The sequence below is a fragment of the Companilactobacillus versmoldensis DSM 14857 = KCTC 3814 genome (genome assembly GCF_001434295.1).
Lineage (GTDB): Bacteria > Bacillota > Bacilli > Lactobacillales > Lactobacillaceae > Companilactobacillus > Companilactobacillus versmoldensis.
Genome location: NZ_AZFA01000015.1, coordinates 23,091 through 36,525, shown reverse-complemented (window position 1 = coordinate 36,525; position 13,435 = coordinate 23,091). Strand labels below are relative to the sequence as shown.

General features: G+C 40.0%; 12 protein-coding genes and 2 riboswitches. Of the genes, 9 read left to right on the top strand and 3 right to left on the bottom strand.

The genetic code is table 11. From position 1 onward, the window contains the following. Positions 1-513: 513 nt before the first annotated feature. The gene (locus FC27_RS08250; RefSeq protein ID WP_010625064.1) at positions 514-4,212 is read left to right on the top strand and encodes an MFS transporter; all 3,699 of its coding nucleotides are present in this window, start codon (positions 514-516) and stop codon (positions 4,210-4,212) included. A 55-nt stretch (positions 4,213-4,267) separates the two neighbouring features. Here FC27_RS08250 and FC27_RS08245 read toward each other — a convergent pair whose 3' ends face one another. Further along, positions 4,268-5,164: a cation diffusion facilitator family transporter gene (locus FC27_RS08245; RefSeq protein WP_010625063.1), complete on the bottom strand. Its 897-nt coding sequence runs from the start codon at positions 5,162-5,164 to the stop codon at positions 4,268-4,270. Between the two features lie 267 nt (positions 5,165-5,431). Here FC27_RS08245 and FC27_RS08240 point away from each other — a divergent pair, with 267 nt between their 5' ends. Continuing rightward, positions 5,432-6,019 carry an NADPH-dependent FMN reductase gene (locus FC27_RS08240; RefSeq protein ID WP_010625062.1) on the top strand — a complete coding sequence of 196 codons (588 nt, stop codon included), beginning with the start codon at positions 5,432-5,434 and terminating at the stop codon, positions 6,017-6,019. On the opposite strand, the gene FC27_RS08235 is transcribed toward FC27_RS08240, so the two are convergent. Further along, positions 6,016-6,426, bottom strand: coding sequence for a peptide deformylase (locus tag FC27_RS08235; protein ID WP_010625061.1), 411 nt, complete (start codon positions 6,424-6,426; stop codon positions 6,016-6,018). The genes FC27_RS08240 and FC27_RS08235 overlap by 4 nt on opposite strands. Before the next feature lie 128 nt (positions 6,427-6,554). Between FC27_RS08235 and FC27_RS08230 the strand changes: the two genes are divergently transcribed. The 4 genes from FC27_RS08230 to FC27_RS08215 all read left to right on the top strand — a co-directional run bounded on the left by FC27_RS08230 (position 6,555) and on the right by FC27_RS08215 (position 8,985). After that, positions 6,555-7,403, top strand: coding sequence for a glycosyltransferase family 8 protein (locus tag FC27_RS08230; RefSeq protein WP_010625060.1), 849 nt, complete (start codon positions 6,555-6,557; stop codon positions 7,401-7,403). A 20-nt stretch (positions 7,404-7,423) separates the two neighbouring features. Then, positions 7,424-7,648 (top strand): DUF2829 domain-containing protein, encoded by a 225-nt coding sequence (locus tag FC27_RS08225; RefSeq protein ID WP_010625059.1) that lies wholly within the window; start codon positions 7,424-7,426, stop codon positions 7,646-7,648. Beyond that, entirely contained in the window at positions 7,648-8,382 is a 735-nt protein-coding gene (locus FC27_RS08220) for a 3-oxoacyl-ACP reductase (RefSeq protein ID WP_010625058.1), read from the top strand. The genes FC27_RS08225 and FC27_RS08220 overlap by 1 nt, the downstream gene beginning before the upstream one ends. After that, positions 8,376-8,472, top strand: a riboswitch (PreQ1 riboswitch). It overlaps the preceding gene by 7 nt. Then, entirely contained in the window at positions 8,473-8,985 is a 513-nt protein-coding gene (locus tag FC27_RS08215; protein WP_010625057.1) for a QueT transporter family protein, read from the top strand. Positions 8,986-9,055: 70 nt separating this feature from the next. Here the strand turns inward: FC27_RS08215 and FC27_RS08210 are convergent, their stop codons facing one another. Further along, entirely contained in the window at positions 9,056-9,769 is a 714-nt protein-coding gene (locus FC27_RS08210; RefSeq protein ID WP_010625056.1) for a MarR family winged helix-turn-helix transcriptional regulator, read from the bottom strand. Positions 9,770-9,926: 157 nt separating this feature from the next. Here FC27_RS08210 and FC27_RS08205 point away from each other — a divergent pair, with 157 nt between their 5' ends. The 3 genes from FC27_RS08205 to FC27_RS08195 all read left to right on the top strand — a co-directional run bounded on the left by FC27_RS08205 (position 9,927) and on the right by FC27_RS08195 (position 13,278). After that, positions 9,927-10,868: a hypothetical protein gene (locus FC27_RS08205; protein WP_050901070.1), complete on the top strand. Its 942-nt coding sequence runs from the start codon at positions 9,927-9,929 to the stop codon at positions 10,866-10,868. 45 nt (positions 10,869-10,913) lie between these two features. Continuing rightward, positions 10,914-11,618: a hypothetical protein gene (locus FC27_RS08200; protein ID WP_056938097.1), complete on the top strand. Its 705-nt coding sequence runs from the start codon at positions 10,914-10,916 to the stop codon at positions 11,616-11,618. Between the two features lie 184 nt (positions 11,619-11,802). Next, complete coding sequence (locus FC27_RS08195; protein WP_162097652.1) at positions 11,803-13,278, top strand: DUF2357 domain-containing protein; 1,476 nt, start codon at positions 11,803-11,805, stop codon at positions 13,276-13,278. Positions 13,279-13,332: 54 nt separating this feature from the next. After that, a riboswitch (TPP riboswitch) is annotated at positions 13,333-13,434 on the top strand. The last annotated feature ends 1 nt before the right edge of the window (position 13,435 follow it).

Below are 13,435 nucleotides of genomic sequence, written 5' to 3'. Positions count from 1 at the left end.
ATATATTTGTATTTTTTGCGAATTATAAAAATCCGCCAATAATGCTCATTTTTTAGTTGCTCTTTTTAAAGTAAACTCGAACCAATAAATGAATATTCGAGTAGAAATATTGGATTATCAAAATACTTGGATTTAATTAATTAATAATTAAATGAGTCATCCTAGAATATAACAAATATATGGAAATAAAAATAATTAAAATGAGTATCGTACGATATATAAAAAAAGTTACCTTTTTTGACTTTAAACGTTTCACAATATTGATGCTGATTATAGATTGATAAATGGTTCTGACGATATTCTAAATTAAGATTAGTCCGATAAAATACTGATATTACAGTATTTTGATGATTCAAAAAATAATCAAAATCCAATTCACACTGCTTTTTTATCATTGCTCGCAATTGTGAAATTACTTGTAAAAGAATATGCGGAGAGTTATGCTCACTCATAGATATAAATGTAAATTTATATCGTTCTTTTAATTAATTTTAAAAGTGAAGGGGGGACTTCATGTCATTGTTCAAAAGAGCTTTTGTCTGTGTTTCAGTTGCACTGTTGGCGGCGCCAATCGTCGCCAGTGGGACAGTTGGAGCTGTTTCGGCAGCCACTACTGACAACCACATTCGGACAACTGAGCCGGCAAAGCCCAATTCAAATTTGAAAACACCATTAAGGGATGCTAATAGTATTTTCAATTTGAGACTGAAGAAGCAAAATGGAGGCTATGCATTCGTTGGCAGCATAGTCGCTTCGGGGAATAATGTTATTCAGAAAGGCGAAAAATTGGTCGTCTCATTCGACCGCCAAAATGTCGATCTGAAGCATAGTACCGTTATCAATCAAAAGGGGGATGTTCCATATACAGCCACCAAAGATACCAATAATGATACTTTGACACTTTCTTTCAACCGTAATGTCGATTACGGGAATTATCAAATAGCTATGGGGATAGCCACTAAGAATGTTTACACTACTACCAAGGTCACCGCAAAGTTTGCTGGTTCGCCAGTAAAGATTGCTCATGATCAGCTGACTTCTAAGTGGCATCAGCCGCAGATGACGAAAAGTACGACGACAACTCAGCAGACTGCTCGTTACAGTAAGACTCAAAGTTACTCGCCAGCTTCTCAAACATCACAAACTGCTACAACGCAGACGACTTCAACCCAGACGCAAGCTGCCACGCAGCCGACATACCAGCAAAGTAGTAACCGTGCTTATTCGACCACGACCAGACAAACGACTGGCTACAAGACCGTTACTCAAGCTCGTACCCAACAGCAACAGCAGCAACAACAGCAACAGAGTAGTTCGCAAAACAACTACACGCCAACCTTTGACGAAGCACGCCAGGCCGTCATGTCACGCACAACAGTGGGAATTTCTGGCACACCAACGACTAATGGCTCCGGACAAACACCGACAGATTCAACTGCTGGTGCGACCGAGAAAAATTTGACTGGTGCAAATGGCACTGACTCGACGTCAACTTCTTCAACCGACTCAACGACTAAATCAGCATCCACTGGTCAGGCGAGTCCACAAGCTTCGTCAGCTCAAGCTGCTCCTACTTCTCGAAGACAAGTTCAAGTAGCAGGTACTGACAATCAACAAACTAGTTCTCAAACTAATCAGGAGTCGGGTGCGACTGAAACTGCCTCAACACCAACGACGCCAGCAACACCAACTACTCACACTGAAAGTTCTCAAGTTCAGCCGCAGGCTGCGCTTGAACAACAGGTCCAAGCTGGTGCGGCAGTTTCAAACGTGATCCAAACCCCTGATGGGAGAGCCAGTGATCCTCACGAAACTTTGAAACAAGCATTAGCTGATCAAAATCAAGCTGGTCAAAATCAAAATAAGGCTTACCAAAGCAATCAATCTTTTGAAAGCATCCGCACGGATGTTGCCAATAAGGTTCCTAATGCTGACGCTGAAGAGCAGGCCGAAGTGGTCAAGACTTTACCTTGGATCTGGTCATATATTAGTAACGCCCCAACACAAGCACAAACTTTCAGTTTTGAGACTCGTCTTTCGACTGGTCGCATTGCTAATACGTTTGTGAATGGTGCGGCTAATACTAATAGTGATAATATCCTGCAACAAAATATGCCCAAGTTATTGAAAGTATTCGGTGCCAACATTTCGGCCAATGCTTTTGATCGGGCTATGGATATTGATAATTTGCTCAAATCGCAAGTTTATCAAGATTATTTGCAGGGTAAAGATGCTTCATCTTCTGAAAAGCTCAACTCGAATGATGCTTGGAAGGCTATCAATGGTCGCCTGAATGTGACGAAAGTTGATGCTTCGACGAATGTTGCTGGTGCGACTGAGTTGCCGAAGACTTTCTACAATCCTAAAACGACTGTGGATCAGATGGCTTCTGCTTCTTTAGCTGCTCACAATGCAGGTCAATCCGGCAATGTCGAACCAATCGCACAGGCTGCAAATAGCCGTGCTGCTGGTCAATCTACTAATGATAGTGGGAATAAAGATTCTGCAAACTTGTTTTACAAGATTCAAAGCGACCTCTATAAAAAAATGGGAAATGCGTCAAGTGACGACAAAGCTCAGATGCTTGGAGCAATTCCTGACATTTTACACCAGGTATCGAACGGTACATCCTCCTCAGATAAAACCGGTCGGATCTTTAAATTCCTAAAATCTGCTATGGATGGTAGCGAGTTTCTCTTCACTGTAGATACTCGTCCTGTTGTTGGTAGTACTGACAAGTATTTATCGAACCTACCCCAAATCTTTAAATCCTTTGGTGATTCAATGAGGAAAGGTGATTTTGATAAAGCCATCAACATGCAATTGATGAAAAAATCGCAAGTTTATCAAGATTATCTCGACAAAAAGTATGTTCCTGATGCTCTGAAACGGAAGGTCGTTCAAAAGAATGACAAGACGGATCTCTTGGCAGCAATTATTTTAGCGATTATTGCCGTGCCAGTTTTGGCTATCTTGATGCCAATAATTGCCATCGTAACTGCGCCAATCTGGATCCCAATTGCATTAGTCGTCTTCACTGTCGTCTTTGCAGTTACTGCCTTGCCAATCTTGTTGTTGACATTAGGGATCCTTGCTTCGCCGTTTATCCTCCCTATAGCTGCTATCTTTACGATTGCAGCAGCTCTGATTGGATTAGTCGTTAACTTGATTCCAATCGTCAATTTGATCACGATCCCAATTACCTTCCTGGCTGTCGTAGCTGGTGCTATCGTAACGGTTCTTTCCGTTATCGGTATCTTGCTCTGGTTACCAGCTATCATCGTTACCGGAATTGTGGTTATCTTAGCTATCGCTGTTCCAATAGTAATGTTTGTCGCCTTAATAGCATTGCAGATTTTCGCCGGAATCGTTGCTTTAGCTATCGGATTATTGCCAATCTTAGTTCCAATTTTGGCTTTGATCGGTATCGTTATCGCATGTATCTTCGCCGGAATCGGCCTGTTATTATTCACGTTATCGCCATTGCTATTCTTCGCCTTGCCGTTGATCTTGTTCGTGATTGTCGCTGCTATCCTTGTGGTAGCGCTGATGGCCATCTTCTTCATCTTCACGGCAGGTTCAGTAAGTACGATCTTAGGTATTCTATTGATCGTCTTGATCCTCTATCCAATCTTTAATATTATTGCGCTAGTAGGAGCCGTGCTCCTCTTCCTATTGTTAGTAGCGGTAATGCCGATGTTCCTAGTACTCAGGTTCTTGTTATTCTTTATTGGCTTCGGATTCATGGCGTTGATCTTCACGGACTTAGCGATCCCAGTTCTTGGCATTGCTATCATCGTCGGTCTTGCCATGATGACCTTGTTCATTCCAGGGCTATTGATCGCCCTATCATGGCCATTCTGGATGAGCTTAGTGCTTTTGATCACTGTACCAATCATTATCCCACTAGTCCTACTTGGATTTATTCCATTTGTAGGTTTGATAATGGGACCTGTTGCTGGTATCGCAATCCTAATTCAAGCCGGACTCTTGATTGCAAGTATCGTCGTACCAATTATGATCGGACTTGCAATGATGACTACTGGTATTATCGGATTCGATATCGCCGCAGCTGCTGCAGCCGTCTTAGCATTACTAAAGGACAAGCTAATTGAGAAGAATCTCTACGTCGACATCGATGACCGACTTGATAACTTCAAGATTCGGCCGACCGGATTCTGGACGAAAGATGATCCACTCAGTTTTGCTTAAAGTCATGTACTAAGTTGTTGTAATTACCACTCCAATAAAACGAAAGGCCCGCCAATTAAATTGACGGACCTTTTTTTGCTTGCTTTTTCTTTAATTCAGTTGGGTCAGGGATGACCGTAATCGTGACATCATAAGTATTGAATTTCTGATGGAGCCGATTTTCAATCTTTTCATTGACGTTATAAATTTCCCAGATCGAGGCATTTGGATTTACCATAATAAAAATATCAACGATCAGCAGATTGCCACTGTAACGACTCGATAGATCCATCACTTGATGGACATGTTTGACCGTTTCAACGGTCTTCTTCATATCGGCTTCCAACTGCGGGTCAACGTAGTCAGCTAGATTTAAAGTGCATTCCTGAAAGACCTGCAGACCTTGCCATAAAATAAATAAACCGATTGCGATACTGACCGTACTATCAAGCCAGTTCAAATGAAGGAAGAAGGAGACCAAAACCGTGATCATCGTCCCCAAACTAGTCACCACATCGCCTAAACTATCTTTGGATGCCGCCAAAAGTGAAGCATTCTCAAGCTTTTTTCCAAAACGAAGATTGATAAAGTAGACCACTAGCATCATCAAAGTTGCCACAAAGGCACCTACGGCAGAAAGTAGATTTGGTGTGACGTTGTTTTCGAGATGGAATAAACCAGTGATTCCACTAATGATGATCTGTAGTGAGATCAGCACCATAATAAAACTGGTTAATAAAGTAAAAATCGTTTCCAATCGAAAACGGGATAGCTGTAAAGTATTTTGACTACGGACTCCTTGAACAGGGAGGTGTTTACCAATGATGTCATCGTCGTCGATATTAGTCGCTTCTCGAAGACCGATGATCAAAACGCCAGTCGATATGACTCCTGAGAGATTGTTTAAGGCATCAGCCCGCAAAGCTTGTGAATGACCAATAATAGCCAGCCAATACTCGATCCCAGTGATCAAAATATAGATGACAACATTGATCCATAAGTACTTGATCTAAGCGGTCAACTTTGAGATCTCTTGTTGACGGAACAAGTTTTGATGATAATTTTCCTTGAGTAGATATTTGGTCAGTCTATCCATAAAATTAAGACCTTCATTTCAAATTTGAGTAATAATTAATTAAAAGTGCAAAACAATTGACCTAGCTAAATAATAAATTTATCTTTAATATATAAAAGGAATATTTATTTAATATAATTTTGGAATATATCAGGAGGCACTCAAATGGTAAAAATTGGTGTGATCTTAGGTTCAACTAGAACTAAAGCATTGGGTGAAAAAATTTTTAAGTACTTAAAGAGCAACATTCAAGTCAGAGATGTTGAATTCAATTGGCTTGATCTAAAAGATTATCCGTTACCACTCTATGATCATCCACAAACTCCCTTGGAAGATGAGATCACCGATCTGAATTCTGCTGAAGCTAGTTGGTTAAATGATCTGGATCAGCAAGACGGCTATGTCATTTTGACCCCAGAATATGACCGAGCTATCACTGGTGTTTTGAAAAATGCGCTCGATTTCGTTGGTCCTCAGGTCAATCGCAAGCCGGTCCATGTGGTGGCTTATTCGCATTTCAGCGATGGCGGTATCGTGGCTGCTGCTTCGATCGTACCGATTTTACAAATGCTCAACATGATTGTTTTGCCATCACCAGCTTTGCTTTGGGATGCTGACAAAAATTTTGCTACCGACGGTAAGTTGATCACTGGTGCTGAAAATAGTGACCATTTTGAACAACGGCTGAAATCAGTTTTTGACGAGATCGGTTTTTACACGCAAGTTCTGGCTGAAAATCCTTATCAAGGCTAGATCAAGATGCCTGATAGGTGGTCGATCTCGTGTTGAATGATTTCGGCGATGAAGCCGTTGAAACTTTGTTGATGGGAATTGAAATTTTGATCCTGAAAGCTGACTTCGATATTTTTATAACGAGTCGTTTCTTTTTCGCCCTCTAGTGATAGGCAGCCTTCCTTAACTTGATAGGGCTGCGACTTTTTGGTGATAACGGGATTGATCATCGGGACATTGACCAGACCGACATTGACAGCAATAATATTTTTGCTGACGCCGATCATATTGGCGGCCATGCCGACGCAATCTTTTTTGTGCGCAGCTAGGGTGTCAAGTAGGTCAGTTATGACATCGTGATCTGATTTAGTAGCTGGTGTTGATGGTATTGCAAGGGTTAGACGGTTTTTGTTGATTGTTTTTTCCATATTTATCTCCTGTGGGACAATTATACCAATCGAATGAAAAAAGCACAGATAAATACTATTTGGTTAAAAATATCGGCAGACCTGACCGTGATATAATTTTCTTATCAAAGAGTCAGTGAGGTGGTCTGGTGAATTTACTTTTTGCAATCAACGACAAGGTCAGTCAACAACTGTTGACTTGTCTTTATTCGATCGTTATCAATAGTCCCACGAAGAGCTTGGATGTTTATGTTTTACAACAGGAGAAACTAGCTGACACTGAGCAGATCGAGAAATTCTGTCGACGTTTGCAGATCAATTACCATCCAATCATTGTTGATGGGAAGATCTTCGAGAACGCTCCAGTCAACGACCGCTATCCAGAAACAATCTACTATCGTTTGTTGGCTCATAAATATCTACCTAAAGAAGTTTCGCGGATCTTGTATCTGGATGTCGACTTGTTGGTGATCAATGATTTGAAGCAACTCTATCAAATGCCAATGGAAAGCAAGTTATATGCAGCTGCCAGTCACGCCGCTTTGACTAATAACATGACTGAGGATTTCAATCGTTTGCGCTTGGGCAACTATGAGGCTGAAAGTTATTTTAATTCCGGCGTTTTGTTGATGAATCTCGATCAGATCCGGCAGACAGTTAAGGCTACCGATATTTTCAATTATATCCGGGAGAAAAAATTGTCACTATTTTTACCAGACCAAGATGTCTTGAATGCTTTATATGGTCACGAGATCATTAAAATACCTGATGAGGTCTACAATTACGATGCCAGAATGAGTGCAATTTATTTGTTGCTTGGTGATGGAAAGTGGAATCTCGATTGGGTGATCGAACACACGGTTATCTTGCACTTTTGTGGTCGCGATAAACCATGGAAATCTGAATACACGGGCCGATACTCAGGTCTATACAAGCATTACGCTCATCGAGTGAAGAAGTTGATGAAAAGCTCAGGCCAACGTGATAAACTCAAATGAGTATAAATATGGAGGATATTATGACTTTTGAAGCAATTTTACCGCATTTAAAACAAGGCGAAAAAGCTGTTCGGACCGGATGGGAAGGAACAGAACTATTTGTAGTCCTTCAATCTGAAGATAAATTCGATGGGGATGTTTTGAACCCTTATTTCTTGATCAAAACAGCTGACGAAGCATACAGCATGTGGTCACCAACAGACTGTGATATTTTAGCGACTGACTGGGAGCTGGTGAATAAATAATGGCAGAAGATTTTACCGATCAAGTAGTTATCGTCACCGGTGCTGCATCGGGGATCGGTTTGGAACAAGCCAAATTATTTTTACAAAATCATGCTCAAGTGATCGGCATCGACAAGAATCAAATTCCGCTTGAGAATGAAAATTTTGAACCCATCACAGCTGACGTTAGCAACGAAAAACTTTTTGAAAAAATCACTAAATTGATTGAAACGACTTATAAAAGGGTCGATGTGGTTTGCAATACTGCTGGTAAACTGGACGATTATCGCGATGCTCGCGACACTTCGTTGGATCAGTGGAACGATATTTTGCAGACGGATCTGACTAGCCAATTCATGATGGTCAAATCTGTTCTACCAACGATGATCAAGCAACATCATGGTGTCTTCGTCAACATGGCGTCAATCGCTGGGATGGTCGCTGGTGGAGGCGGCATCGCATATACAGCCGCCAAACACGCAGTCGTAGGGATGACGAAACAATTGGACTTGGATTTTGCTGAACACGGTGTCCGGGCTAACTGTATTGCACCTGGTGCTATCAATACGCCGATGAATGGCTCTGACTTTGAAGGGGATGCCAAAATGGCTCAATGGGTGGCCGAACAAACTCCAGCTAGACGTTGGGCTGAACCGAAAGAAGTTGCCGAATTAACGCTCTTTTTAGCCAGTCAACAATCAGATTATATTCACGGAAGTGTGATTCCGATTGACGGCGGCTGGACTGCCAAGTAAGATATAAATAGATGTGTAATGCGTCACTACGATACTTATTTCCTTTGATCGTAGTTATTAGTAGCTAAAAGCTATAAAGGAGCCTTTTTAATGAAGAATTTAACCAAAACATCAAGTTCCACTGTTCAAACTATTGTTAGTACAGCAATCATCGCTGCCATGTATGTGGCTGTGACGATGATCATCCAACCGATCGCTTATGGACCAGTCCAGGTCCGGATCTCCGAGATGTTCAATTATCTTGTGCTGTTTAAGAAACGATACATTTGGGGTGTGACACTTGGTGTTTTTTTGTCTAACTTTATGTCGCCAACTTGGGCGCTTGACGTACCGATCGGGACTATTTCGACCTTACTGCTCTTATTGTTTATCTTGTGGATCGTCAAGTACGTCAAAAGTTTGAAGGTCAAGTTTGTTATCATGGGTGTTTTGTTCGCACTTTCGATGTTCACCGTTGCCGGTGAATTGTACCTTGCCTTCAAAACACCGTTTTGGATCAATTATGCTTCAATTGCGATCGGCGAAGGCCTGTCGATGGCCATCGGGGGCATAATCATGTATGTCGTCAATAAACGTTTAGACATTGCAAATATGAGAATGTAAATTTCTCCAAAAAAAATTGTCACCAATTCATTTTTGAATCGGTGACAATTTTTATTTTAGTGAAAACTTTTTAGTGGCAACGGCCTTCGAATCTAAAATTGGCGTGGCGTCCAGGTCCCATCGGACCACCAAAACCACCATGATTCATCATGTGGCACATTGGTCCATGACCATGTCCGTGACCGGGCATTCTCATACCCATAGCTTTCATTTGAGTGCGCATTTCTTTTCGAAAGGCACGAGCATCGTCTTCAGACATGTTCTCAAAGTCATCGCCATATTTTTCGATCATTTGGTTGCGGACTTTTTGCATAGCTTGGAAACGGTCCATCGGATCAACGAAGCTATTGGCTTGTTTTTGGAAGTCTTCATCCCAACCAGAAGCAACCTTCTCAAGGGTATCGTGAAGTGATTGCTGTTCAGATTCACTCAATCCAGCAAAGAATCCTTCAGTAGTGCTGCTTGCTTCACCAACAGCGTTGTCTTTGACTTCTTTACGTCCGGAGTCTGTCAAAGTGATCCGTTTGATCCGCTTGTCGTTGGCATCCTCCTTACGGGAGATGAGTTCTTTATCTTCCAATTTTTTCAAGAGTTCAGCCAGTGAGCTAGGGCGCAGGTCGAGGACTTCTTGAAGATAGCTTTGTGATAAGTTATCTTCCAAGTTCAAAATAGCCAAGACCCGTTGCTGACCAGTCAGGCGCTGCTTGTGTTGGTGCATGTATTGACTGCCGGCTTTACCGACAAAATGTAATTGTTTCATTAATTTATCTGTTAATTCAGTCATATAAAATTCCTCTTTTCGATTTAATAAAAACATTCGGTACCGAAATAAATGTCAAGAGGAATGATTAAGAAAATGATTGATCTTGAAAACGGGTGTGTTAGTAAGATTAAAGTGATTTATAATTTTAATTATAAAATATGCTTTAGTGGGGGACATAATGACAGAAGAGCAAGATTCAAAAGAAGTTCGAGGACAAGAAGAAAAACATTTTCAAGTATTGTGTCATGTCGGTAGTGCCATAGATGATGGTAACGGTATTGAAACTCGTGAAATAGATATATTATCTGATTTAAAACCAGATATTCAAAAAAGATTTGATGAACAAAAGAAAGATCCGGTTTTTTATCCTAATGATTTTTTTCAAGCTAATAAAATTACCACGAACGATTGGAAGGAAAAAACTGTTATTGCTACTGGAGTATATAGTGCAAGGCGTGATAGTTTTGTTTTTTGGATTGATAAAAACGATCCCAAGTACCTTTTTGATTCAAAGGAAGAATTTGATTCTCATAAAAATAAAAAACCGATGTATTTTGAATTTCCAATTCGTCGAGCTACAAATTCAGATGAAACAGTTGATGAGTACGTTAAGAAAAATGAACAAGCAAATTACAAATCAAAAAGTTCTAAAATTCTTTATGAGCAAAATGATAATTATACTTTATTACTAAGAAATTCTTTAAAGGATCATTATTCACGATTCACTAAAATACCATTTTCTGATGCAATGATTAAGGACTCGGTATACATTTCAGGCGATATAGCCTTTATCCCTTCTGTACAACGTGACGAAGAACAATTTTTGAATGATTTTATCCAGGAATCTAAAAATGAGAATCTTTATTATCGTGAAAAAGACTTGATCAACTTCCATACAGCTATGAAGACGAGTGGCTTGGTAGTTCTAGCTGGTTTAAGTGGGACTGGTAAGTCACAGTTAGTTAAATGTTACGGGAATGCTTTGAAGATCCGCGACAATGTAAAATTCATCCCGGTCCGTTCGAATTGGACTGATGATTCGGATCTCTTGGGTTATTACAATCCCCAGACGAAAGAATATAATCCTGGTAATAGCGGTTTGATTGAAACTTTGAGTTAATCGGAAAAGAATCCTGGTCAGTTGTATATCGTGGTCTTTGACGAGATGAATTTGGCCAAGGTCGAGCATTATTTTGCTCAATTCTTGTCTGTACTTGAGATGGATAAAGGGCAACGTTTGATTCACTTGTACGATGGTAAGGATAGTGCGAAGAATGGCATTAAATCTGACATAGCAATTCGTGATAATGTTTTGTTCGTCGGAACTGTTAATACTGATGAATCAACTTACAAATTTTCTGATAAAGTTTTGGATCGTTCGAACGTTATTAAATTATCGATGGTCCCTTTTACTGAGCTTCATCAAAATCAACAGCATAAAAAAATTGATTCCCAATCTGTCTCTTATGATCAATTTGCTAGTTTTCAAAAGAGCAATGATGACATTGATTTGAAAAGTAGTGAATTGAAATTATTGCAAAATATTAATAATGCAATCAATCAAGCTGATCGTAATACGGGTATTGGCTGGCGGATCGTGAAACAAATTGGCGAATATTTAGATAATCTGCCTGACGCATTCTCTAAGGAAATTGATCGACAAAAGGGACTCGACTTACAGATCAACCAGCGTGTCTTGACGAAGATCCGTGGCTCTGAAGAACAGTTGTCAGATTTACTAGGCGTTGATGGAAAAGAAAGCACACTTCAAAAGGTGTTGGACGAATTTGATAGTCAGGGATTTGTAGAATCCAAACAAACAATCAAAGCTAAAGCAAGGGATCTGGAAGCCAATGGATTCACAATCTAAGCTAAATTTTACCGTGACCGTTGCAGTTGGGAAAAAGCGCCTATCTAAAAAATTGATTCCATCGGAAGATAAAAGTTGTTTCGACCCCACAGTCCTTGAGCAATTTTCTGAAAAAGATGATTTAAAAATAAAATTTGAGTCGGGAAATAGTCAAGATAGGTTGTTTCTTGGAGATTTGGAGCAAATGGCAGAAGGGGATTCCCGCATTTACCTTCAAAAAGAAGTTAATGAAATTTGTCTGCGTGGCTTAATGCCAAAGGTCTATGGCTTTTGGGTCGAATCGGCTGGAAAGATTTTTAATTACGCTTTTGAGATCACACTCAAAAATGGTATGTCAGATTCACGCTGGTTCGATATGCGAAATAAGATCATTCAAAAAGTCGTTGGCGCTACTAATTACCATAAATTACTTTATGGATTATCCGACCAGAAATTACTTGGGAGTCAGAGTGACGAGGCAAAGCTTGGTTTTATCCTTCAAGACTATAAGAAATTGAATGCCGCTATACATGAATTTATCGATCGGCCACGTTTTACCGTCGATAAAGATTACCAGTGGGAGCACGACAATCGTGATTATCGAATCGATGCTAATTCCATCAAGGAGTCAATCCAACATCCTGATAAAATTAGGAAAGTGTATACACCACACAATACTTTGGACTATAACATCAAAGCCAATCAATATATTAAGTATATTTTGGAGGACTTCCGCAAACTAGTCATTCGAAGAAAAACTAATTTGAAGGACCAGCCAGCAAAAACATTGGCCATCAAGGACCGTTTTCAACAGATAAATCATGAATTAGCTAAGCTGCAGTCATTGATCGATGAGGCATTGATGAGTGATGTTTTGGAACAGGTTGATAGTCATAAATCAAATTTGATACCTAAGACGCTGATTTTAAATCCGGTCTATCGAGCTATTTTCAAAGAGTATCAAGAGACTGAAAAGCAGAAGTTGATTCTTGAGGAGTTTCGGAAATCTCATGCGGAATGGAATTCGACTAATGAACTTTACGAACTCTGGGCTTATTTCAACTTGGTCGATGAATTGATAAAGAAGGGCTGGAAACAGGTCAGACAGTCTTCTCTGGAAAAATTCAAATGGGATGAGCTTAAAGATGATGAAAAGCCGATCCTGACTACTTTGACTAGGGGTGGCCAAGTTTTAAAAGTCACTTATCACAAGCGGATCAACAACATCTTGGATCCCGGTCAGAGTCCCAATGAAGAAGGTGTTTTTGCGACTACTTATCACTACAAACCGGATATTTTTTTGGAATTGTTGAATGGTAAGGAATCACTAGGTTTGATCGTTTTGGATACGAAATATAAACCATTAAGGAATATTTTGTATGATCCGCATCTAGGTAAAAAAGAGCGGACGGCTGGTGATATCGATCAACTTTTATCCTACAAGTATGCTTTGCATAAAAAAGATCATCAATCAGGCGTCCAATTTCCAGCTATCATTAGTGTTTATGGACTTTTGCCTGACGATCAAAATACGGATGATAAAAATCAGCAAACGACTACTGAACGTCGTAAATTATTGGAATTACTTGGTATCAAAATCAGGAAATTCAACACTGAAGAAGACGATTTGATCGAAGAACTTGAAAGCGATATCGAACATCGTCTGCAATTAAGAAAGTAAAATAAGAGCTAGGCTATTAATAAGCTATAACTTATGCTAAACTCGAATCAAACGAATAAGCACTAGGGGTGTTTCTTTTGAAACTGAGATAGGCTTTACCTGATCCCTTTGAACCTGTAAGTCGATACTTGCGTAGGAAAGTGCGAAAATCTGGACA